The sequence below is a fragment of the Streptomyces sp. NPDC058279 genome, assembly GCF_042881255.1.
GTDB lineage: Bacteria > Actinomycetota > Actinomycetes > Streptomycetales > Streptomycetaceae > Streptomyces.
Window position 1 is genome coordinate 117,077 of record NZ_JBHVYA010000010.1, and the last position, 19,817, is coordinate 136,893.

19 protein-coding genes, 1 pseudogene and 1 riboswitch are annotated in these 19,817 nt (G+C 72.0%); of the genes and pseudogenes, 12 read left to right on the forward strand and 8 right to left on the reverse strand.

What is annotated here, in order from left to right:
* Nucleotides 1-59: 59 nt before the first annotated feature.
* Nucleotides 60-1,223: an N-acetylglucosamine-6-phosphate deacetylase gene (nagA, locus tag ACFVXJ_RS20500; RefSeq protein WP_389663453.1), complete on the reverse strand. Its 1,164-nt coding sequence runs from the start codon at nt 1,221-1,223 to the stop codon at nt 60-62.
* Entirely contained in the window at nt 1,223-2,155 is a 933-nt protein-coding gene (locus ACFVXJ_RS20505; protein WP_389663611.1) for an ROK family protein, read from the reverse strand. Before ACFVXJ_RS20505 ends, nagA begins: the two co-directional genes overlap by 1 nt.
* A gap of 173 nt (nt 2,156-2,328) precedes the next feature.
* On the opposite strand from ACFVXJ_RS20505, the gene ACFVXJ_RS20510 reads away from it, so the two are divergent.
* The 3 genes from ACFVXJ_RS20510 (at nt 2,329) to otsB (ending at nt 4,867) form a co-directional block, all read left to right on the forward strand.
* On the forward strand, nt 2,329-3,675 hold the full coding sequence (locus tag ACFVXJ_RS20510) for an extracellular solute-binding protein (RefSeq protein ID WP_389663455.1): 1,347 nt from the start codon (nt 2,329-2,331) through the stop codon (nt 3,673-3,675).
* 70 nt (nt 3,676-3,745) lie between these two features.
* Nucleotides 3,746-3,982: a DUF3263 domain-containing protein gene (locus ACFVXJ_RS20515; RefSeq protein ID WP_389663457.1), complete on the forward strand. Its 237-nt coding sequence runs from the start codon at nt 3,746-3,748 to the stop codon at nt 3,980-3,982.
* Between the two features lie 33 nt (nt 3,983-4,015).
* A complete protein-coding gene (otsB, locus tag ACFVXJ_RS20520; protein ID WP_389663459.1) occupies nt 4,016-4,867 on the forward strand; it encodes a trehalose-phosphatase in 852 nt (283 codons plus the stop codon).
* A 418-nt stretch (nt 4,868-5,285) separates the two neighbouring features.
* Here the strand turns inward: otsB and ACFVXJ_RS20525 are convergent, their stop codons facing one another.
* Complete coding sequence (locus ACFVXJ_RS20525; RefSeq protein ID WP_389663461.1) at nt 5,286-6,722, reverse strand: trehalose-6-phosphate synthase; 1,437 nt, start codon at nt 6,720-6,722, stop codon at nt 5,286-5,288.
* A 118-nt stretch (nt 6,723-6,840) separates the two neighbouring features.
* Nucleotides 6,841-7,791, reverse strand: a complete 951-nt coding sequence (locus tag ACFVXJ_RS20530; RefSeq protein WP_389663463.1) for a glucosyl-3-phosphoglycerate synthase — start codon at nt 7,789-7,791, stop codon at nt 6,841-6,843.
* A 218-nt stretch (nt 7,792-8,009) separates the two neighbouring features.
* A riboswitch (SAM riboswitch) is annotated at nt 8,010-8,168 on the forward strand.
* 17 nt (nt 8,169-8,185) lie between these two features.
* Here ACFVXJ_RS20530 and thrC point away from each other — a divergent pair.
* The 4 genes from thrC to groL all read left to right on the forward strand — a co-directional run bounded on the left by thrC (nt 8,186) and on the right by groL (nt 12,353).
* Complete coding sequence (gene thrC, locus ACFVXJ_RS20535; RefSeq protein WP_389663465.1) at nt 8,186-9,481, forward strand: threonine synthase; 1,296 nt, start codon at nt 8,186-8,188, stop codon at nt 9,479-9,481.
* A gap of 41 nt (nt 9,482-9,522) precedes the next feature.
* Nucleotides 9,523-9,801 (forward strand): MoaD/ThiS family protein, encoded by a 279-nt coding sequence (locus tag ACFVXJ_RS20540; RefSeq protein ID WP_389663467.1) that lies wholly within the window; start codon nt 9,523-9,525, stop codon nt 9,799-9,801.
* A 398-nt stretch (nt 9,802-10,199) separates the two neighbouring features.
* Nucleotides 10,200-10,406: a cold-shock protein gene (locus ACFVXJ_RS20545; protein WP_030009783.1), complete on the forward strand. Its 207-nt coding sequence runs from the start codon at nt 10,200-10,202 to the stop codon at nt 10,404-10,406.
* Nucleotides 10,407-10,730: 324 nt separating this feature from the next.
* Complete coding sequence (groL, locus tag ACFVXJ_RS20550) at nt 10,731-12,353, forward strand: chaperonin GroEL (protein ID WP_389663469.1); 1,623 nt, start codon at nt 10,731-10,733, stop codon at nt 12,351-12,353.
* Nucleotides 12,354-12,448: 95 nt separating this feature from the next.
* On the opposite strand, the gene ACFVXJ_RS20555 is transcribed toward groL, so the two are convergent.
* Both ACFVXJ_RS20555 and ACFVXJ_RS20560 read right to left on the reverse strand, forming a co-directional pair.
* Nucleotides 12,449-12,784 carry a helix-turn-helix domain-containing protein gene (locus ACFVXJ_RS20555; RefSeq protein ID WP_389663471.1) on the reverse strand — a complete coding sequence of 112 codons (336 nt, stop codon included), beginning with the start codon at nt 12,782-12,784 and terminating at the stop codon, nt 12,449-12,451.
* Nucleotides 12,781-13,089: pseudogene (locus ACFVXJ_RS20560) on the reverse strand (type II toxin-antitoxin system RelE/ParE family toxin); the annotation flags it as partial. The pseudogene ACFVXJ_RS20560 and the gene ACFVXJ_RS20555, both read right to left, overlap by 4 nt.
* Nucleotides 13,090-13,202: 113 nt before the next feature.
* On the opposite strand from ACFVXJ_RS20560, the gene ACFVXJ_RS20565 reads away from it, so the two are divergent.
* The 4 genes from ACFVXJ_RS20565 to ACFVXJ_RS20580 all read left to right on the forward strand — a co-directional run bounded on the left by ACFVXJ_RS20565 (nt 13,203) and on the right by ACFVXJ_RS20580 (nt 18,011).
* Nucleotides 13,203-13,838: a phosphoribosylanthranilate isomerase gene (locus ACFVXJ_RS20565; RefSeq protein WP_389663472.1), complete on the forward strand. Its 636-nt coding sequence runs from the start codon at nt 13,203-13,205 to the stop codon at nt 13,836-13,838.
* Nucleotides 13,839-13,908: 70 nt separating this feature from the next.
* On the forward strand, nt 13,909-14,652 hold the full coding sequence (locus ACFVXJ_RS20570) for a beta-glucanase (protein ID WP_389663474.1): 744 nt from the start codon (nt 13,909-13,911) through the stop codon (nt 14,650-14,652).
* A 182-nt stretch (nt 14,653-14,834) separates the two neighbouring features.
* The gene (locus ACFVXJ_RS20575) at nt 14,835-16,409 is read left to right on the forward strand and encodes an alpha/beta hydrolase (RefSeq protein WP_389663475.1); all 1,575 of its coding nucleotides are present in this window, start codon (nt 14,835-14,837) and stop codon (nt 16,407-16,409) included.
* 12 nt (nt 16,410-16,421) lie between these two features.
* Nucleotides 16,422-18,011 carry an alpha/beta fold hydrolase gene (locus ACFVXJ_RS20580; RefSeq protein ID WP_389663477.1) on the forward strand — a complete coding sequence of 530 codons (1,590 nt, stop codon included), beginning with the start codon at nt 16,422-16,424 and terminating at the stop codon, nt 18,009-18,011.
* A gap of 19 nt (nt 18,012-18,030) precedes the next feature.
* On the opposite strand, the gene ACFVXJ_RS20585 is transcribed toward ACFVXJ_RS20580, so the two are convergent.
* On the reverse strand, nt 18,031-18,501 hold the full coding sequence (locus ACFVXJ_RS20585; protein ID WP_389663478.1) for a hypothetical protein: 471 nt from the start codon (nt 18,499-18,501) through the stop codon (nt 18,031-18,033).
* A 117-nt stretch (nt 18,502-18,618) separates the two neighbouring features.
* Between ACFVXJ_RS20585 and ACFVXJ_RS20590 the strand changes: the two genes are divergently transcribed.
* Nucleotides 18,619-19,029: a nuclear transport factor 2 family protein gene (locus tag ACFVXJ_RS20590; RefSeq protein WP_389663479.1), complete on the forward strand. Its 411-nt coding sequence runs from the start codon at nt 18,619-18,621 to the stop codon at nt 19,027-19,029.
* Between the two features lie 31 nt (nt 19,030-19,060).
* Here the strand turns inward: ACFVXJ_RS20590 and ACFVXJ_RS20595 are convergent, their stop codons facing one another.
* Entirely contained in the window at nt 19,061-19,450 is a 390-nt protein-coding gene (locus ACFVXJ_RS20595; RefSeq protein WP_389663481.1) for a protease inhibitor I9 family protein, read from the reverse strand.
* Nucleotides 19,451-19,817 lie beyond the last annotated feature (367 nt).

Sequence of the window (19,817 nt, forward strand, 5' to 3'; positions counted from 1 at the left end):
GCGGGCCGTCCGCCCAGTCCGGCGGGCGACGGCCCGTTGCCCGCCGGCCGATCGGCCGCTCAGCGGCCGGGGCCGCCACCGGGGTTGACGATCCATTCGCCGCGCCGCATGACGCCCCGCAGCGCGAACTCGGCGTCCAGGACCACGAGGTCGGCGTACTTGCCGGGCTCCAGCGAGCCGACCCGGTCGTACAGGCCGATCAGTTTGGCCGGATTGGCGGAGATCGCCTGGACCACCGACTCGACGGGCAGCTTGTCGACGGTCACCGCGCGCTTGAAGGCGGTGTCCAGGGTCAGCGTGGAGCCGGCGATGGAGCCGCCTTCCACGAGGCGGGCGACGCCGTCCTTGACCTCGACCTCCAGCGGCCCGAGGTGGTAGGTGCCGTCGCCGAAGCCGGCCGCGTCCATCGCGTCGGTGATCAGCGCGACGCGGTGGGCGCCCGCGTGGTGGAAGGCCAGTTCCAGCATCGCCGGGTGCAGGTGCGTGCCGTCGTTGATCAGCTCGACGGTGACCCGTTCGTCCTCCAGGAGCGCGGCGATCGGGCCGGGGGCGCGGTGTTCGAGGCGGGGCATCGCGTTGTAGAGGTGGGTGGCGACGGTGGCGCCCGCGTCGATGGCGCGGCGGGTCTGGTCGTAGGTGGCGTCGGTGTGGCCGATCGCGGCGATGACCCCGTGCTCGGCCAGCAGGCGTACGGAGTCCAGGCCGCCGGGGAGCTCGGTGGCGAGGGTGACCATCCGGGCGGCGCCGTGCGCGGCGTCGACCAGTTTGCGGACCTCGGCCGGGTCGGGGTCGCGCAGCAGTTCCGCCTTGTGGGCGCCCTTGCGGCAGGCGTTGATGAAGGGTCCCTCGAAGTGGATGCCCGCGATCTCGCCCTGCTGGGTCAGTTCGGCCAGCAGCCCGGCGCGGCGGGCGAGTTCGTCGAGTTCGCCGGTGACGGTGGAGGCGACGAGGGTGGTGGTGCCGTGCTCGCGGTGGGTGCGTACGCCCTTGAGGACCTCCTCGGCGGTGCCGGAGGTGAACGAGGCGCCGCCGCCGCCGTGGTTGTGCATGTCCACGAAGCCGGGGACGATCCAGTGCCCGGCCAGGTCGGTGACCGGGGTGTCGGGGGAGGCGCTGCCGGCGATCCGCTCGCCGTCGACGATGACCCGGCCGCCCGCCACGGTCCCGGTGGGCAGCACCACCTTGGCACCGGACAGAACAGTGCTCTGTGTGCTTGCGGCCATCAGGCAGGTACCTCCGTGGCGAGTAGGTCCCAGGCGAGCAGCCCTGCGCCCAGGCATCCGGCGGTGTCCCCGAGGGCGGCCGGAACGATCTCGGGCAGTCGCTGGAACGTCACGCGTTCCTCCACGGCCGTCCGAAGTGGTGTGAACAAGGTTTCCCCCGCCTCCGCGAGGCCGCCACCGATGATCACCGTGCGCGGGTCCAGCAGGGTGATCGCGGTGACCAGCCCGTCGGCGAGGGCGCCGATGGCGGTGAGCCACACCTCCCGGGCGCGGGTGTCGCCGGACTCGACGGCCTTGGCGCAGTGCGCGGCGTCCGCGTCGGGGTCGCCGGAGGCGGCGGCCCAGGCGCGGCTGACGGCGGAGGCGGAGGCGAGGGTCTCCAGGCAGCCGTGTTGGCCGCAGCCGCAGGCCGGTCCGCCGGGGCGGACCACGATGTGGCCGATCTCGCCCGCGTAGCCGTGGGCGCCGGCCTCGATGCGGCCGGCCAGGCCGATGGCGCCGGCGATGCCGGTGCCGAGCGGAACGAACAGGAACCGGTCGGCACCGCGTCCCGCGCCGATGCGGCCTTCGGCGAGGCCGCCCGTGCGCACGTCGTGCCCGAGGGCCACCGGGATGCCGCCGAGGCGGGCGCCGAGCAGGTCCCGCATCGGTACGTCGCGCCAGCCCAGGTTCGCCGCGTAGACGGCGGTCCCGCGTTCGGCGTCGACGATGCCCGGCACCGCGACACCGGCGGCCGAGGCGGCCCGGCCGAGGTGTGCGCGGCCGTGGGCGAGGAGGTCGGCGGCGAAGTCGAGGATCGTCTCGACGACGGCCCCGGGGCCCCGCTCGCGGCCGGTGGCGCGGCGCGCCTCGTGCAGCAGGGTGCCGTCCTCGGCGATGAGGGCGGCCTTCATCCCGGTGCCGCCCACATCGAGGGCGATGACGTGTTTCACGGGTTTCACAGAGGACAGTCTCGCGTGCTGGGGAGGCAAAGGTCTAGTCCATTGGGGGGAATGTTGAGCCGCCATACAAATCCGGGGGCGCGCTCCGGCAACGGTCCGGACACGGTCCGGGCGAGCGGCGCGTTCCGGATGTGAAGCAGCCGGAAAGTGGTGTAGACCTTACGATGAATAGTAGGTACGACAAGGGGTGGATCAGAACTGTGAAGGGCCGTTACCTGAGCCTGGCCGCGACCGGGGCCGCGCTCTGCCTGACCGCCGTGACGCTGACGGGCTGCGGAGCCCTCGGCCTCACCGGGAACAACGAGGTGACCCTCCGGGTCGTGGCGGCCGACTACGGCGACAATCCGCAGAACTCCTCCGCCGCCTACTGGAAACAGCTCGGGGACTCCTTCGAGAAGACCCACCCCGGGATCAACGTCGAGGTCAGCGTCTACTCCTGGACCGAGGTCGACGCCAAGGTCGCCGAGATGGTCAAGGCCCACAAGGCCCCCGACATCGCGCAGATCGGCGCCTACGCCGACTACGCGGAAGCCGGGAAGCTCTACTCCGCCGAGGAACTGCTCTCCGTGCAGACCGAGGCCGACTTCCTCGGCCCGCTCGCCGACGCCGGCAAGGTCAAGCACACCCAGTACGGCATGCCCTTCGTGGCCAGCACCCGGCTGCTCTTCTACAACGAGAAGCTGCTCAGCGACGCCGGCGTCATACCCAAGGACGGCAAGGCCGGCTGGCAGCCCAAGAGTTGGGCGGACCTGGAGGCGGCCGCCAAGAAGCTCAAGGCCGCCGGCGTCCCGACCCCCTTCGCGCTGCCGCTCGGCCGCGAAGAGGCCCAGGCCGAGTCGATGATGTGGATGCTGTCGGGCGGTGGCGGCTACACCGACAACGAGGACAGCTACGAGATCGACTCGCCCGAGAACGTCAAGACCTTCGAGTTCCTGCGCGACAGGATGGTCGGCCAAGGCCTCACCGGCCCCGTGGAGCCCGGCAAGCTCGACCGCCAGGCCGCCTTCGACGCCTTCGCGCGCGGCGAGGTCGGCATGCTCAACGGCCACCCGACGCTGCTCAAGCAGGCCGGCGAGAAGGGGATCAAGTTCGGCATGGTGCCCATGCCGACGGCCGACGGCACCGACCACCCGACGATGGGCGTCGCCGACTGGGTCATGGCCTTCAAGAACGGCCACAAGGCGCAGACGGGCAAGTTCCTCGACTACCTCTACGAGGCGAAGAACGTGACGGCCTTCACCAACAAGTACGACCTGCTGCCCGTGACCACCAGCGGCTACCGGGCCATGGAGGCGGCGGCGGCCGGCGGCGGCGGCTCCGCGCCGCAGCTCAAGACCTTCCTGACGGCGCTGCCGACCGCGCGGCTGTACCCCGTCGGCAAGAAGTCGTGGGCCGGGGTGAGCGAGGACGTCAAGCAGAACATCGGCAAGGTGGTCCAACCGGGCGGTCAGCCGGAGAAGGTGCTCGGGGACATCGCCGACGCGGCGCGCAAGGCGGACGGCAACCGCTGAGCGGGCCGGGCCCCCGGTTCGCCGCCGGTCCGCCCGCGGGCGTGTCGGTGGGCGGCGTTAATCTGGCGGTATGACGGACGACGGGCGCTTGACGGCCACCGAGGCCGCCGTGCTCGCGTACGAGGGACGCACCTGGTCGGGGCCCGGAGCCAAGGAACGGGCCATCCGCGAAGGGCTGGGGATGACCCCGGTCCGCTACTACCAGCTGCTCAACGCCCTGATGGACGACCCGCGGGCACTGGAGCACGCGCCGGGCACGGTCAACCGGCTCCGGCGCATCCGCGCGGCACAGCGGGCCCGGCGATAGCAGTCGTACGACTGGACCGTTAGGGTCTTCCCCATGGGGAGCCATGCGCACGAAACGCCGATGCCCGTGCCCGCCACCGCCGCCGGACGGGAGGGACTCGAAGCCCTCCTCCGCGCGCCGCGCCGATCCGTCGTAGCCCTCGACTTCGACGGCACCCTCGCCGACATCGTTCCCGACCCCGACCAGGCGCGCGCCCACCCGGACGCCGTACCGGCGCTGGCCGCGCTCGCGCCGCAGGTGCTGGCCGTGGCCGTCGTCACCGGCCGGCCGGCCGGGGTCGCCGTCCGCAAGGGGGGCTTCGCGGAGGTTCCCGGCCTGGAACACCTCGTCGTCCTCGGGCACTACGGGGCCGAGCGGTGGGACGCCGTCAGCGGGCTCGTCCACGCGCCCGCCGAGCACCCGGGGGTGGCGGCCGTACGGGCCGAGCTGCCGGGGTTCCTGGAGTCGATCGGGGCCTGGCGCGGGACCTGGATCGAGGAGAAGGGCCGGGCGCTGGCCGTCCACACCCGGCGCGCCGAGGACCCGGAGGCGGCCTTCGAAGCCCTGCGGGAGCCGCTGGCGGAGCTGGCGGCGCGGCACGGGCTGATGGTGGAGCCGGGGCGGGCCGTGCTGGAGCTGCGGCCGCCGGGGATGGACAAGGGCGTCGCCCTGACGGAGTACCTGGAGGAGGTCGGCGCGGAGGCGGTGCTGTACGCGGGGGACGACCTGGGGGACCTCGCGGCGTACGCCGCCGTCGAGAAGCGGCGGGCGGAGGGGGTGCCGGGGCTGCTGGTGTGCAGCTCCTCGGAGGTCCCGGAGCTGGCCTCCCGGGCGGACCTGGTCCTGCCGGGGCCGGCGGAGGTCGCGGCGTTCCTGGCGGCCTTGGCGGTGGCCCTGCGGGGCTGAGCGGGGCCCTGCGGGGCTGCCCGGGCGGGGTGCCGAGGTGCCGCTGCGCGGAGCCGTCCCGCCGGGCGGGGTCCCGGGGTGCCGCTGCGCGGAGCCGTCCCCTACCCGCCCTTCCACCGTTCCCTGGGCCCTGCCCAGACCCGCGCCTCAAACGCCGGCGGGGCTGAAAGCAACGCCGGCCGGGGCCGAGAGGCCCGGCTCCGCCTGGGAAGCGAGCGTCGGGGTTGCATTTTCAGCCTCGCCGGCGTTTGAGGCGCGGGGTGCGGGGCGGAGCCCCGCCAGACCCGGGCGGAGCCCGGGGGCGCTTGCGCGGCGGCGCCGCAGACGATCAGGCCCGGCCCGGGTCCGGGCACGGTCAAGGGCCCCGCCCGGGCAAGGGCATGGTCAGGAGCGCGGCCCCGCCCGGGGAAGGGCGGCGTCAGGCCTCGCGGAGGGCCGAGAGCTGGGCCGTGAACCAGGCCGTCGGCGGCAGCGACGTGGCCGCCGCGGCCAGGCGCTTCGTGCGTTCCGCCCGCTCCGCCTCCGGCATCGACAGCGCCGCGTGCAACGCCGCCGCCGTCTCCGAGACGTCGTACGGGTTCACCGTCAGCGCGTCCGAGCGGAGCTCCTCGTACGCCCCCGCCCCCGTCGACAGCACCAGCGCGCACCCCGCCTCCGACACCACCGGGATCTCCTTCGCCACCAGGTTCATGCCGTCCCGCACCGGGTTCACCAGCGCCACGTCCGCCATCCGGTACGCCGCCAGCGACCGCGCGAAGTCGTCCTCCACCGACACCAGCACCGGCTGCCAGTCCGCCGTCCCCAGCTCCGCGTTGATCTCCGCCGCCAGGTCCCGCACCGCCGCCGTGTACTCCCGGTACACCGCCAGGTCCTGCCGCGAGGGGTACGCCGAGGCCATGTGCACCACCCGCTCGCGCCACTGCGGGTACGTCGTCAGCAGCTCCCGGTACGCCAGCAGGCCGCGCAGGATGTTCTTGGACAGCTCCGTCCGGTCCACCCGGACGATCGTCTTGAGGTCCCCGACCTCCGCCCGCAGCCCCGCCAGCTTGTCGTCGACCTCCGGCCGGTGCGCCAGCGCCCGCAGGTCGTCGCCGTCCACGCCCAGCGGGAACGCGCGCACCTCGGTCGTGCGTCGTGCCCACACCGACTCCCGCCGGTGCTCCACGGTCCCCTCCCGGACCTCCTCCGCGCTGCCCTCCGCCCCGTCGAACGGCATCGCCGACAGGAACGCCCGCGCCCATTCCCCGGTGTGGAAGCCCAGCAGGTCCGCCCCGAGCATCCCCCAGGTCAGCTCCTCCACCACGTACCGCGGCAGCATCCGCAGCACGTCCGGCGAGGCCCACGGGGTGTGCGTGAAGTGCGCGATCCTCAGGTCGGGCCGCAGCACGCGCAGCATGCCCGGCACCAGCGCCAATTGGTAGTCCTGCACCAGCACGGCCGCGCCCTCGTCGGCCTCCGCCGCCAGCGCGTCCGCGAAGGCCCGGTTGTAGAGGACGTACGCGTCCCAGCGCCGCCGGAACTCCGCGTCGAAGACCGGCTCGCGCGGGATGTCGTACAGGTGGTGGTGGGTGAACCACAGCACCGAGTTCGCGATGCCGTTGTACGCGGCGTCGTACACGGCGGGATCGATGTCCAGCATCCGGACGCCGGGTTCCGAGACCCCGCGCCGCACCGCTTCCCGGTCGCCCTCCGACAGCGCCGCGCAGATCCACACCGCGTCCGGCTGCTCCGCGAGCGCCGCGGAGAGTCCGGAGACCAGACCGCCCCCGCCGCGCCGGGCGCCGAGGGTGCCGTCGGGGGCGTGGGCGTACGAGAGGGGGCCGCGGTTCGCGGCGACGAGTACCTGGGAAGCCATGCCGCGAACCTAACCCCGGCGCAGGCGCCTCAAACCCGTCGCCACGCCACTGCGCGTCACACGCCGAGCCGCGCCGCGTCCCGCCGCGCCGCGTCCCGCCGCGCCCCGCGACGCCGCGTCAGGCCACGCGACGGACCGCGTACTCCTCGACCTCCAGCATCGGCGGCCGTTCCTCGGTGTCCACGGCGTGCGTGCGCGGCACGAAGCCCTCCGGGCCCCGCTCGAACTGGGTCAGCGCGGGGCGGACCAGGTGCCCGCGCGAGAGCCGCAGCTGCGCCGTGCGGTAGATCGCCGCGGCCATCCGGCCGAGCGCCTGCCCGTCCTGGTGGCGGTGCAGCCGTACGCCGACGTCGACCTGCGCCAGCGCGTCCAGTCCGACCGTGTGCAGCGCGTCGACCAGCAGCCCCAGCTCCACGCCGTAGCCGACCGGGAAGGGGAGACGTTCCAGCAGGGAGCGCCGTACGGCGTACTCGCCGCCCAGCGGCTGGACGAAGCCGGCCAGCTGTGGCCAGTGCAGGTTCAGCAGGGGCCGGGCCACCAGCTCGGTGACGCGGCCGCCCTGTCCGGGCGCGTCGCCGAGCGGCCGGTCGTACATCGCCTTGACGAAGTGCACGTCCGGCTCGGTCAGCAGCGGCCCGAGGATGCCGGACACGAAGACGGAGGAGAAGTCCCGCAGGTCGGCGTCCACGAAGCAGACGATGTCGCCGGTGGTCGCGAGCAGCGAGCGCCACAGCACCTCGCCCTTGCCGGGCACCGCCGGGAGCCGCGGCAGGATCTCGTCGCGGTGCACCACCCGCGCGCCGGCCTTCGCGGCGACCTCGGCCGTACGGTCGCCCGACCCGGAATCGACCACGACCAGCTCGTCCACCAAGGGGACCGGCAGCCCCTCGATCAGATCGCGGCGGATCACCTCGACGATCGCGCCGACCGTGGCCTCCTCGTCGAGCGCGGGCAGCACCACGCTGACCGTCGCTCCCGACGCGCGCTTGCGGTCGAGCAGCTGGTCGAGCGGTCGGTCGGCGGCGGACCAGGAGCGGTCGGCCAGCCAGCGCTCCACCTCTTCCAGCACTTGGGGACTCCAGGGGATCGGTGACGGGACGGTGATCGGGCGGGTGGATCGGCAGGCGGTTTTCGGGCGAAATGTGATCCATCTCGCCGTTCGGACAGCTGTCTCAACCACCCGGGCCTTCGGTTACAGTCTTGAACAACGCGAAGGACCACGGCATGCCGGGGTCCTCGTGCACAAACGCCCGGACGCGCCATAGAGCGCGCGGCCCGGTGCCATACCGCTCATCCAGAGGGGCAGAGGGACACGGCCCGTTGAAGCCCCGGCAACCCTCCAGTCGGTTCTCGCGATCGCTCATCACGGCGACGTCAGCGAGGTCCCCGGCTAGGGAAGGTGCCAATTCCGTCTCATGGCGAAGTGCGCCATGGGGAAGATGAGGAGAAAGGGCCTCGCCATCATGGCTGCACAGACTGTCGCCACCTCTGCCGAATCCACCGGCACCTCTGTCGATCTCGGACCCGCCACCGGCCTTTCGTGTCGTGAGTGCGGTACCCGCTTCGAGCTCGGCCCGATCTTCGCCTGCGTCGAGTGTTTCGGACCGCTGGAAGTCGCCTACGACCTGCCCGCCGGTGACCCCGAGGCCCTGCGCGCCGCGATCGAGGCCGGTCCCGACAACATCTGGCGGTACGCCCCGCTGCTGCCCGTCCCCGCGGACGTGGCCGCCAAGCCGAACCTGAACCCGGGCTTCACGAAGCTCGTGGACGCGGCCAACCTGGCCAAGGAGCTCGGCGTCACCGGCAAGCTCTACGTCAAGGACGACTCCGGCAACCCGACGCACTCCTTCAAGGACCGTGTCGTGGCCATCGCCGTCGAGGCCGCCCGCGCCTTCGGCTACACCACCCTCTCCTGCTCCTCCACGGGCAACCTGGCCGGCGCCGTCGGCGCCGCGGCCGCCCGCGCCGGCTTCCGGTCCTGCGTGTTCATCCCGCACGACCTGGAGCAGGGCAAGGTCGTGATGGCCGGTGTCTACGGTGGCGACCTCGTCGGCATCGAGGGCAACTACGACGACGTCAACCGCTTCTGCTCCGAGCTCATCGGCGACCCGCTGGGCGAGGGCTGGGGCTTCGTCAACGTCAACCTGCGTCCGTACTACGGCGAGGGTTCCAAGACGCTCGCGTACGAGATCTGCGAGCAGCTCGGCTGGCGGCTGCCGGACCAGATCGTGATCCCCATCGCGTCCGGCTCGCAGCTGACGAAGATCGACAAGGGGCTCCAGGAGCTGATCAAGCTCGGCCTGGTCGAGGACAAGCCGTACAAGATCTTCGGCGCGCAGGCCGAGGGCTGCTCGCCCGTGTCGACCGCCTTCAAGGCCGGTCACGACGTGGTGCGCCCGCAGAAGCCGAACACGATCGCCAAGTCGCTGGCGATCGGCAACCCGGCGGACGGCCCGTACGTCCTGGACATCGCGCGCCGCACCGGCGGTTACGTCGAGGACGTCAACGACGAGCAGGTCGTCGAGGCCATCAAGATCCTCGCGCGGGCCGAGGGCATCTTCGCCGAGACCGCCGGCGGTGTGACCGTCGGCGTGACGAAGAAGCTCATCGAGAACGGGCAGCTCGACCCCTCGCTGACCACGGTCGTCCTCAACACCGGTGACGGCCTCAAGACCCTGGAGGCGGTGGCCTCGGACAGCGGCCAGACCGCCACCATCCGCCCCAGCCTGGACGCGTTCCGCGCCGCCGGCCTGGCCTGAGGCCCGACCCACCCCCCTGTTCCCGGAAAGGCAGTAGCGCCATGAGCGTCAACGTCCGCATCCCCACCATCCTGCGCACCTACACCGGCGGCCAGGCCGAGGTCCCCGCCGAGGGCACGACCCTCTCCGAGGTCATCGAGTCCCTGGAGAAGAACCACCCGGGCATCTCCGCCCGCGTCCTGGACGACCAGGGCAAGCTGCGCCGCTTCGTGAACGTCTACGTCAACGACGACGACGTGCGCTTCGAGGGCGGCCTGCAGACGGCGACGCCGGACGGCGCGGGAGTCTCGATCATCCCCGCCGTGGCGGGCGGCTGCTGACCACCGGACCGGCGATACCAGACGTCACAGAATTGCCCCCTCCGCTAAAAGCGGAGGGGGCAATTCTGGTTGATTGGGCGCGGTAGGGTTGGGGAAGTCCCCTCCGCTGTTCTTGCCCGCCGCATATGAGCGGGCCACCGGATGGTTGACATTGAGTCAACATGCGAGCCTGGTATGGGCCTTTGGTGCCGGATGTCGGGCCCGAGTTGCCCGGGAATATGCCTAAATTTCGCTTGATTTCCCCATTCCTTCTTGTCCGGAATTCTCGTCGGAATGACCTGTTGCAGACAGCACCGGTGCGGATACATTCAGCCGCGGTCGAGGCGTTCCGGCGCAAGTTCTGACCCGGGTCCGCGAAGTGCGGTCCTGCGCAAGGGCCAGTAATAGGGGAGTTAGGCATGGCTCAGGGCACCGTCAAGTGGTTCAACGCGGAGAAGGGCTACGGCTTCATCGCGGTCGACGGTGGTGCGGATGTGTTCGTCCACTACAGCGCCATCCAGATGGACGGGTACCGCACCCTTGAAGAGGGTCAGCGGGTCGAGTTCGAGATCTCGCAGGGCCAGAAGGGTCCTCAGGCGGACATGGTCAAGCTCGCACTCGGCTGACCCGGCGCGATCGACCACCGACGCAACAGGTCTCAGGACCACACACGCACGAGGGGCCCACATCCCGGACACGGGATGTGGGCCCCTCGTGCGTCCCCGACCGGGGACTTCGCCCGGCGTTGCCCGAAGCCGCTTGCACTCGACGGGGTCGAGTGCTAATCATTGGCGTTAGCACTCTCCAGTCGAGAGTGCTACTGAAACGAGGACCGGGTCGGTGAGGCCCGAGGGTCCGGCGGGAAGGAACCGTCGGGCTCGCAGGCCGTCCGTCGCGGGCGCGGGCGCGGTCCAGGAGCAATCCACCCCAGTCCTGGAGGACCACTTCAGATGGCCAAGATCATTTCGTTCAACGAGGAGGCCCGGCGCGGTCTCGAGCGTGGCATGAACCAGCTCGCCGACGCCGTCAAGGTCACCCTTGGCCCCAAGGGTCGCAACGTCGTCCTTGAGAAGAAGTGGGGCGCCCCCACGATCACCAACGATGGTGTCTCCATCGCCAAGGAGATCGAGCTCGAGGACCCGTACGAGAAGATCGGCGCCGAGCTGGTCAAGGAAGTCGCCAAGAAGACGGACGACGTCGCGGGCGACGGTACGACCACCGCCACCGTGCTGGCCCAGGCGCTGGTCCGCGAGGGCCTGCGCAACGTGGCCGCCGGCGCCAACCCGATGGCCCTCAAGCGTGGTATCGAGAAGGCCGTCGAGGCCGTCTCCGCCGCCCTGCTCGCGCAGGCCAAGGATGTCGAGACCAAGGAGCAGATCGCTTCGACGGCCTCCATCTCCGCCGCCGACACCCAGATCGGCGAGCTCATCGCCGAGGCCATGGACAAGGTCGGCAAGGAAGGCGTCATCACCGTCGAGGAGTCCCAGACCTTCGGTCTGGAGCTTGAGCTCACCGAGGGTATGCGCTTCGACAAGGGCTACATCTCGGCGTACTTCGCCACCGACATGGAGCGTATGGAGGCGTCGCTCGACGACCCGTACATCCTGATCGTCAACTCCAAGATCGGCTCGGTCAAGGACCTGCTGCCGCTCCTGGAGAAGGTCATGCAGTCCGGCAAGCCGCTGCTGATCATCGCCGAGGACGTCGAGGGCGAGGCCCTGTCGACCCTGGTCGTCAACAAGATCCGCGGCACCTTCAAGTCCGTCGCCGTCAAGGCCCCGGGCTTCGGCGACCGCCGCAAGGCCATGCTCGGTGACATCGCCATCCTCACGGGCGGCACCGTCATCTCCGAGGAGGTCGGCCTCAAGCTCGAGAACGCCGGTCTCGACCTGCTCGGCCGCGCCCGCAAGGTCGTCATCACCAAGGACGAGACGACCATCGTCGACGGCTCCGGTGACAGCGACCAGGTCCAGGGCCGCGTCAACCAGATCCGCGCCGAGATCGAGAACTCCGACTCGGACTACGACCGCGAGAAGCTCCAGGAGCGCCTCGCGAAGCTGGCCGGCGGCGTGGCCGTCATCAAGGCCGGTGCCGCGACCGAGGTCGAGCTCAAGGAGCGCAAGCACCGCATCGAGGACGCCGTTCGCAACGCGAAGGCGGCCGTCGAAGAGGGCATCGTCGCCGGTGGTGGCGTGGCCCTGCTCCAGGCATCCTCGGTCTTCGAGAAGCTGGAGCTCACCGGTGACGAGGCGACCGGCGCCAACGCCGTGAAGCTCGCCCTGGAGGCCCCGCTCAAGCAGATCGCCGTCAACGGTGGCCTGGAGGGTGGCGTCGTCGTCGAGAAGGTGCGCAACCTCCCGATCGGCCACGGCCTGAACGCCGCGACCGGCGAGTACGTCGACATGATCGCCGAGGGCATCATCGACCCGGCGAAGGTCACGCGCTCCGCGCTGCAGAACGCCGCGTCGATCGCCGCGCTGTTCCTGACCACCGAGGCCGTCATCGCCGACAAGCCCGAGAAGGCCGGCGCCGGTGCGCCGGGCGGCATGCCGGGCGGTGACATGGACTTCTGATCGGCCCCGGCTGATCGGCTGTTCATCACGCTTCACGTTCGAGGGCGGCACCCCCACCGGGGGTGCCGCCCTCGGGCGTTTGCGCGGCGCGCCGCTCAAGCGGCCGGCCGCGCGACGAACCTGACCTCTTCCTGGTCCTCGCCGAGGGCGATGTTCAGCGAGGCGTCCAGGGCCCGCGCGAGGCGCAGCAGCAAGGGCAACGTGGGCACCGCGTCGGCGCCCTCCACCCGGGAGATCTTCGCCTGCGTCAGACCGGCCCGCTCGGCCAACTGCGCCTGCGACAGCCCGAGCACCTTGCGCCGGTCGTACACGGCCTTGGCGAAGGCCATGGCCAACCGGATCTCCGCCCGCTCGCCCTCCACCTCGGCCGTCTCGGTGTACCCCGCCACGGCCTTCTTCTCGCGGGCCGGTTTCCACCGGGCATGGTTCATGGCGCGTTCCCTTCCTCGCCGCGGCTGTAGGTCGCATGGGCCGGGCCGTGCTCCGTTTCGCACACGATACGGGCGGCCACGGCCCGGCTCACTTGTCCCGCCTCGTGTAAGCGGGTCTTACGGAAGACGGTGAGCAACACGATCCTGCGCCCCGGGGCGAACCAGTAGGTGGTCCGGGTTGCCACGCCGTCAAGCGTGGGTCGAAGCTCGTACACCCCGCCTGCGAGTGGCCGGGCGAAGGGCATGGGGGTACGGACTCCGAGGGCAGCGAGCAGCTCCGCGTACTCCTCGAACTTGCGGTACTGCTTGGGCGGTGTATTTGACCTCTTACCGGTGGTGGTGCCGCCGGCGGTTGACGCGCTGACCGGTACTCGGGACGGGGATACGTTCGGCGGAACGGTCTGGTTGACTCGGGGGCATGAGCGAGAGCAGCGGAGCCGGCAGGGCCTTCGTCAAGATCTGTGGGCTGAGGACCGCGCACGACGTCGACGTGGCCGTGGCGGCCGGGGCCGATGCCGTCGGGTTCGTGTTCGCCCCGGGCAGCCCGCGGACCGTGGACGCCGCCACCGCGCGGGAGCTGGCCGCGCGGGTGCCCGCCGGGGTGCTCACCGTCGGGGTGTTCCGCGGGCAGTCCGTGGAAGAGGTCCGGCGGCTGACGGGGGAGAGCGGGGTGCGCTCCGCACAGCTCCACGGCGACGAGGGCCCCGCCTACTACGAGGCCCTGCGCGCCCCCGGCCGTACGCTCATCCGCGCCACCGCCGGCGCCGTCGCCGCGGCCGGGGAGTACGGCGAGGACCTGCTGCTGATCGACGCCCCCGACCCCGGCTCCGGCAAGCCGTGGAACTGGGGCTCGGAGGAGTTCACCGCGCCCCTGGGCCGCTGGCTGCTGGCCGGCGGCCTCGACCCCGCCAACGTGCGCGCGGCCCTGTGGGCGACCGGCGCCTGGGGCGTGGACGTCTCCAGCGGCGTGGAGCGGGAGCGCGGGGTGAAGTCGCCCGAACTCATCCGCGCCTTCCTCGCGGCGGCGCGCGCCACCCACGACCGCGATAGCTGAACGCAACCGCCCGATCACCCAGTGCGATAAAACCGGCATGGCCCGCTCCGCTGCCGGGCAGACACCCTGCATGGAAACGGACCTGCTCGGCTGGCTGGGACGCCTGACGTCCCGCCTCGCCCCGGGGGGCGGTGGCGGAGCGGCGGTGCCCGCACCCCGCCGCGCCCCCGTCTTCACCGCCGACTTCACCTCCCCCACCCAATGGATCGCCGGCCGCTCCTGGGCCTATCCCGACGGCGGCCCCGTCAACCCGGGCGACAACAAGCTCGACTACCTGGTGACGGACCCCACCTACAGCCGAGGCGGCGTCTTCCGCGCCACCCGCCGCCCGGACGGCAACTGGGACACCGGACTGCTCACCACCGAGGGCAGCGACGAGGGCTTCATGGTGCGCACCGGCGACGTCCTGGAGGCGCGGGTGCGGCTCCCCGTCGAGGAGGGCGCCTGGCCCGCGATCTGGACCTGGCGGGACGGCGGCCAGGAGATCGACGTCTTCGAGTACCACCCCGACAACCCCGACCTGCTGGAACTCTCCAACCACGTCCGCGAGGCGCACCGCTACCACCGCGACCCCTCGGTCCGGCCCGGTGCGTGGGTGGACCTGAGGGTGGAGTTCGGGCGGAACTCGGTCGTCTGGTGGGTCAACGGCGCCCGCGTCTTCTCCGACCGCCGGGGCGTGGGCCGCGGCTGGCACGCGTACCTCATCGTCAACCTGTCGGTGTGCGCCGGCAGCTACCACCCGGCCCCCGAGCCGGATGTCACGGAGATGTCCTACGAGGTCTCCGACCTGCGCGTGTACCGGGACGGGGGGTAGCGCCGCAGCTCGGAGGGTGTGTGGGCGGGCCGGGGCCAAGGGGGCGTGAGCACTCCCCGCGCACCCCAACGCTTCAGCCGGTAGCGTCGAAAGCGCGCGCATTCCGGCCAAAACGTTCCCGATGAACCACCGCGGCCCGGTCCCTCAGCGGCGGCCACCGATCGGCGAAGGAACGAGACCACATGCCAAAGCACACCATCCACGTGGTGACCGCCGCGGCCGCTCTGGCCTGCCTGACAGCGTTCGGCCCCACACCGATCAGCGCCTCGGCGGCAGCCGCCCGAGCCGTTGGGCCCGGCCCGACGCCCGGCTCGACGCCCGGACCGGCGGCCCCCCGGTTCGTGCCGGGGGCCTGTCCCAAGCCGCCCGAGCCCATCGAGGCGCTGAGCAAGGCGCGGTGCGGTTTCCTGGAGGTGCCCGAGAACCGCTCCCGCCCCGGCGGCCGGACCATCAAGCTGGCCGTGGCGCGCATTCCGGCGGCCGAACCGGCCAAGCCGGCACAGGAGCCCGTGGTGTTCATGGCGGGCGGCCCCGGCGCCGATACCTTCGACGACATCCCCTTCCTCATCGACTCCGGCCTCAACAAGGACCGCGAGCTCATCGTCATGGCCCAGCGCGGCAACCTCTACGACCGGCCGAACCTCGCCTGCCCGGAGGTCGACCGGTTCAACGCGCAGGCCGTGGGCCTGGGCTACGACTCGCAGCGGGCGGAGCAGCTCATGCTGAAGGCGGTGAAGGACTGCCGGGCCCGCCTGACGGCCGACGGCGTCGACCTGAGCGCTTACAACAGCACCGAGAACGCGGCGGACTTCGCCGACCTGCGCACGGCGCTGGCCATCCCCCGGTGGAACGTCTACGGGTACTCCTACGGCAGCAACCTGGCCCTCACCTACCTGCGCCTGCACCCCGAGGGCATCCGCGCGGTGGCGATCGACTCGGTCGCGCCTCCCCAATTCGTGACCCTGCCGTGGACGTGGGGCAGCACCGCCGAGGGCATCCACAACATCTTCGAGGCGTGCGCGGCACAGCCCGCCTGCAAGGACCGGTACCCGGACCTCCCCCGCACGCTGACGGAGCAGGTGCGCAAGCTGGAGGCCCACCCCCTGACCGTGAACGTCACCCCGCCGAACGGCGGCAAGCCGGTCAAGACCGTCCTCGACGGGGGCGCGCTGCTGAACCTGATCGTCGCCTTCACCCCCCGCCCCAAGGACATTCCGGCGGCGCTCGACGAGCTCAGCCGCGGAAACCCGGAGCGTTTCGCCAAGGCCCGCGCGGCCGGCTCGGTCCAGCACGTCGGCATGTTCGCGCACGGCCTGACGAACTCGATAGCGTGCGGTGAATGGGCGCCGGGCCACTCGGAACGCGACGTGCTCGACGCGGGCCGCAAGGCGTTCCCCGGGTGGCCCGACACGGTCCTGGCGCAGGCGCCGCAACTGCCCTTCCAGTACCCGGTGTGCGGGATCTGGGACGTTCCGGACCGCGCGAACATCCAGCGGGTACCCACGGTCAGCTCGGTCCCGGCGCTCGTCGTCTCCGGCACGTTCGACGTGAAGACCGGGGCGAGCTGGGCGAAGGGCGTGGCCCGCGACCTGTCCCGCTCGACCGCCGTACAGGTCCCCGGGATCGGCCACTGGGTGGTCGCGCAGTCGCCCTGCGCGCAGCGCGTGCTGGCCTCGTTCTTCGCTCGCCCGACCGCTCCCGACACCTCGTGCGTGGACGGTCTCGAACCCGAACCGTTCACGATCATCCCGAAGTAACCGGGAGGGCAGATGACCCGTCGTCACACGCCTCGTCGGAGCACCGTGGGCATAGCGACCGGTCTCCTCGTCAGCGGCCTGCTCGCAGTGCCCGCCCAGGCCCGGTCCCGCACCGACACCAGCCCCGGCCCGAGCCCCGGGACGCCGATCGGCACGGCCGCCCGCACCGTGGGCGACGCCCGCTACGCGCCGGGCCCCTGCCCCAGGACGCCGGAACCGATCGAGGCGCTCAAGGGGGCCCGCTGCGGAACCCTCACCGTCCCCGAGAACCGCGCCGAGCCGAACGGCAAAACGATCAGGCTCGGGGTCGCGATCGTGCCCGCCGAGTCGACGACACCGAAACCCGACCCCATCGTGTGGCTGGCGGGCGGACCCGGCGACGACGCGGTCGGCGAGGCGAAGATGGCGATCGACGGCGGCCTGAACCGCGACCGCGACGTGATCTTCATGTCCCAGCGCGGTACGTACTCGGCCGAGCCGAACCTCCTGTGCCCCAACATCGACGAGTTCAACGCGCAAGCCGTCGGCCTCGTCTACGACGCGCCGTCCACCGGGCGCCTGCACGTCGCGGCCACGAAGGCATGCCGCGACCGGCTGGCGGCCCGCGGCATCGACCTCGGTGCCTACAACGACACCGAGAGCGCCGCCGACTACGACGACCTGCGCACCGCGCTCGGCGTCAAGCAGTGGAACCTGTACGGCATCTCCTACGGCACCCACCTGGCACTGGTCTACATGCGCCTGCACCCGGCCGGGCTCCGCTCGGTCGGCATCGACGGCATACTCCCGCCGTCCAAGGGCGGCTCGGCCCTGACCTGGAGCAGCGCCCGACAGGGCATCGCCGGGCTGTTCAAGGCATGTGCCGACCAGCCCGCCTGCGACAAGCGCTATCCGCACCTGTCGGCCACCTTCGACAAGCTCGTCCGCGACCTCGAAGCCAAGCCGGTCACGACCACCGTCACGCTCCCCGGGAGCGACAAGCCGGTGAAGGTCGTACTGGACGGCGGGGCGCTGGTGAACTGGATGACCTCGGCCACCCACGTGGCGCCCCAGGTCCCCATCGCCCTGGACGAGCTGGCGCACGGCAAGCCCCGACGGATCGCCGAGCAGTGGGCCGGCGGCAAGCTCAGCCCGGCGGCCATGGGCAGGGTCGCGCACGGTCTCGTCTACGGCGTCTTCTGCAGCGAGTGGACACCGTACGAGAGCCGGGAACAGGCGCTGCGCGGCGGGCAGGAGGCGTTCCCGTCCTTCCCCCGCTCGGTGCAGGCCCAGGCCCCGCAGCTCACGTTCCTGCGTCCGGACTGCGACGCCTGGAACGTCCCCGCGGCGGCGCCCTCGATCCGGGACGTCACACGCGGCGACATCCCCACCCTCGCCCTGTCGGGGAGTTTCGACGCCCAGACCGGCGCGGACAACGGGCCGTACGTCGCCCGTACGCTGACCAAGGCGAAGGTCGTCACGATCCCCTACGAGCCGCACGTGGTGTTCGCGACCTCGAAGTGCGCCCAGGAGATCGCCGTCTCCTTCTTCGACGACCCGGCCGCACCGAAGACGGCATGCCTCAAGAGCCTGGAACCACCCGGGTTCGAGATCGGTTCCTGAGCCGCGGGCCACGGGTACGTCAGCGCGGCAGGGAGTTCACGAGCGCGGCGCCCCGGTCGGCGTCGTCGACGCTGACCGCGAAGTCGCGGCCGCCGGAGCGGATCACCAGGCAGGGGCCCCCTCGGATCATCACCGTCGTACCGAGCCTGCTGAGGCGGTACCCCCAGCCGCCGACCTGCGAGGGCCGGCGGTCCTCCACGCGCGCCGGGGCCTCGATGTCCTCGGGGGTCCAGCGGCGCACGGGCCGCCCGACGGGACCGTAGGCCACTTCCAGCCCGCCGCCGGTGAGCCGCACGGTCACCGAGGCGAACACCAGGAGCAGCAGCGCCGACAGGAACAGCACCACGGCCGGCGCCCACATCATGCCCCTCGGGCCGACCGTCCCGGCGACCGCCAGCCCGACCGCGATCAACCCGAGGAGGACGCCCGTCGCCTGCATCCACCGGTTCGACGCGTGCGAGCGCCACAGGACCTGTTCGGCGGCTGCCATGACGCCTCCCAGCGCGTGAGCCCGTCCCCGAGCACCCTCTCCGTCCAGTTTCCCCCCGAAGGGCGCCGGCAGCACCGGCGTACCGTGGGAGGGGGCGCGAGCCGCGGGAGGCCGACGATGGGCGACGAACGTGCAGCGTTCCTCGACTGGGCACGGACCCGGCTGCGGGACGCCGAGATCGCCCTGCACAACGGGGACGCCGGGCCGCGCTTCGCGATCTGGTCCCGGCGCGAGCCGGTCTCGGTGACCGGCGCCTGGATGTCGGCCGTCGGATACGAGGAGGTCGCCGCGCTCTTCCACAAGTTGGCGGAGCAGTTCTCGGACTGCACCTCGTACGCGCACGAGATCGTCGCGGTGGACGTCGTCGGCGACATGGCCTACACGGTCGGCTACGAGCGCACGCACGCGTCGGTCAACGGCGAGCCGCGCCGGTACGTCCTGCGCGCGACCCAGGTCTACCGCCGTGAGGGCGGCGAGTGGAAGGTCGCCCACCGCCACGCGGACACGCTGGAGACCGACCGGACGTAGCCGGCGCCGCGCGCCCGCCCGGCCGGTCGGTTCAGGCCGGGACGCCGAACGGGGAGCCGACGCCGTCCTCCTCGATGGACTCCACCAGGGGGTTCGCCCGCAGGGCGGCGACCTGCGCGGGGGAGAGCGGGGCGGCGAAGCCGTTCATCGCGGTGCGGAAGACGTGGACCGGCGCGATCCCGTGGTGGCCGGCCACGAGCGCCGGGTCCATACCCCGTCGCACGGTCACCAGATACGTCGGCCGGTGAGCCGGCTCCGGCGCCGGAACCGGAGCCGCCACGGCCGCGGGATCGGGCGCGGTGTCGGGCACGGGATGCGACGCGGTGACGGCGGAGGCGGCGGTGAGGGGGAGGGCGGCCACGGCGGCGAGGGCGGTGACGGCGACGGCCGCACGGCGGGTCCAACTCGGTCGAGTGCGCATGGGGGCGAGGCCATCACGCGGGGGTGTCCCGGTCAACGACGTGCGGCGGCGTGGCCCCGGCCGCCGGTGGTGAACGCCGAATGCGCCCCCGGCGCGCGCCGCCACGGGCTGGGCCGTACGGGGGAACTTCCGTGGGGCGGGCGGATCGTCGGCATCCTGCGGGCAGGCGGGAGGGCCGGGCGCGGCAAGGAGGCCGATCGCTTCCGCGGCTTGTGCGATGGACGGCCGCGCCCCTCTGCGGGCTGTCGGCCAACCGGGGGCGTGGGCCTCAAGTCGCGCCGGTGGCCGCCCGATGCAGGGGAGGCCGCGCTCAGCTCCGAGACGTCAGGTCGGTGAAGTGGCGGGGCATCCACCCTTCCGCCGGCTC

Excerpts from the sequence above, each read along its gene's own strand:
- ACFVXJ_RS20545 (WP_030009783.1), top strand. The coding sequence starts at position 10,200 with ATGGCTCAGGGCACCGTCAAGTGGTTCAACGCGGAGAAGGGCTACGGC.
- nagA (WP_389663453.1), bottom strand. The coding sequence starts at position 1,223 with ATGGCCGCAAGCACACAGAGCACTGTTCTGTCCGGTGCCAAGGTGGTG.
- ACFVXJ_RS20575 (WP_389663475.1), top strand. The coding sequence starts at position 14,835 with ATGCCAAAGCACACCATCCACGTGGTGACCGCCGCGGCCGCTCTGGCC.
- ACFVXJ_RS20570 (WP_389663474.1), top strand. The coding sequence starts at position 13,909 with ATGGAAACGGACCTGCTCGGCTGGCTGGGACGCCTGACGTCCCGCCTC.
- ACFVXJ_RS20515 (WP_389663457.1), top strand. The coding sequence starts at position 3,746 with ATGACGGACGACGGGCGCTTGACGGCCACCGAGGCCGCCGTGCTCGCG.
- ACFVXJ_RS20525 (WP_389663461.1), bottom strand. The coding sequence starts at position 6,722 with ATGGCTTCCCAGGTACTCGTCGCCGCGAACCGCGGCCCCCTCTCGTAC.
- thrC (WP_389663465.1), top strand. The coding sequence starts at position 8,186 with ATGGCTGCACAGACTGTCGCCACCTCTGCCGAATCCACCGGCACCTCT.
- ACFVXJ_RS20580 (WP_389663477.1), top strand. The coding sequence starts at position 16,422 with ATGACCCGTCGTCACACGCCTCGTCGGAGCACCGTGGGCATAGCGACC.
- ACFVXJ_RS20510 (WP_389663455.1), top strand. The coding sequence starts at position 2,329 with ATGAATAGTAGGTACGACAAGGGGTGGATCAGAACTGTGAAGGGCCGT.
- ACFVXJ_RS20555 (WP_389663471.1), bottom strand. The coding sequence starts at position 12,784 with ATGAACCATGCCCGGTGGAAACCGGCCCGCGAGAAGAAGGCCGTGGCG.
- ACFVXJ_RS20590 (WP_389663479.1), top strand. The coding sequence starts at position 18,619 with ATGGGCGACGAACGTGCAGCGTTCCTCGACTGGGCACGGACCCGGCTG.
- ACFVXJ_RS20595 (WP_389663481.1), bottom strand. The coding sequence starts at position 19,450 with ATGCGCACTCGACCGAGTTGGACCCGCCGTGCGGCCGTCGCCGTCACC.
- ACFVXJ_RS20565 (WP_389663472.1), top strand. The coding sequence starts at position 13,203 with ATGAGCGAGAGCAGCGGAGCCGGCAGGGCCTTCGTCAAGATCTGTGGG.
- ACFVXJ_RS20585 (WP_389663478.1), bottom strand. The coding sequence starts at position 18,501 with ATGGCAGCCGCCGAACAGGTCCTGTGGCGCTCGCACGCGTCGAACCGG.
- ACFVXJ_RS20540 (WP_389663467.1), top strand. The coding sequence starts at position 9,523 with ATGAGCGTCAACGTCCGCATCCCCACCATCCTGCGCACCTACACCGGC.
- otsB (WP_389663459.1), top strand. The coding sequence starts at position 4,016 with ATGGGGAGCCATGCGCACGAAACGCCGATGCCCGTGCCCGCCACCGCC.
- groL (WP_389663469.1), top strand. The coding sequence starts at position 10,731 with ATGGCCAAGATCATTTCGTTCAACGAGGAGGCCCGGCGCGGTCTCGAG.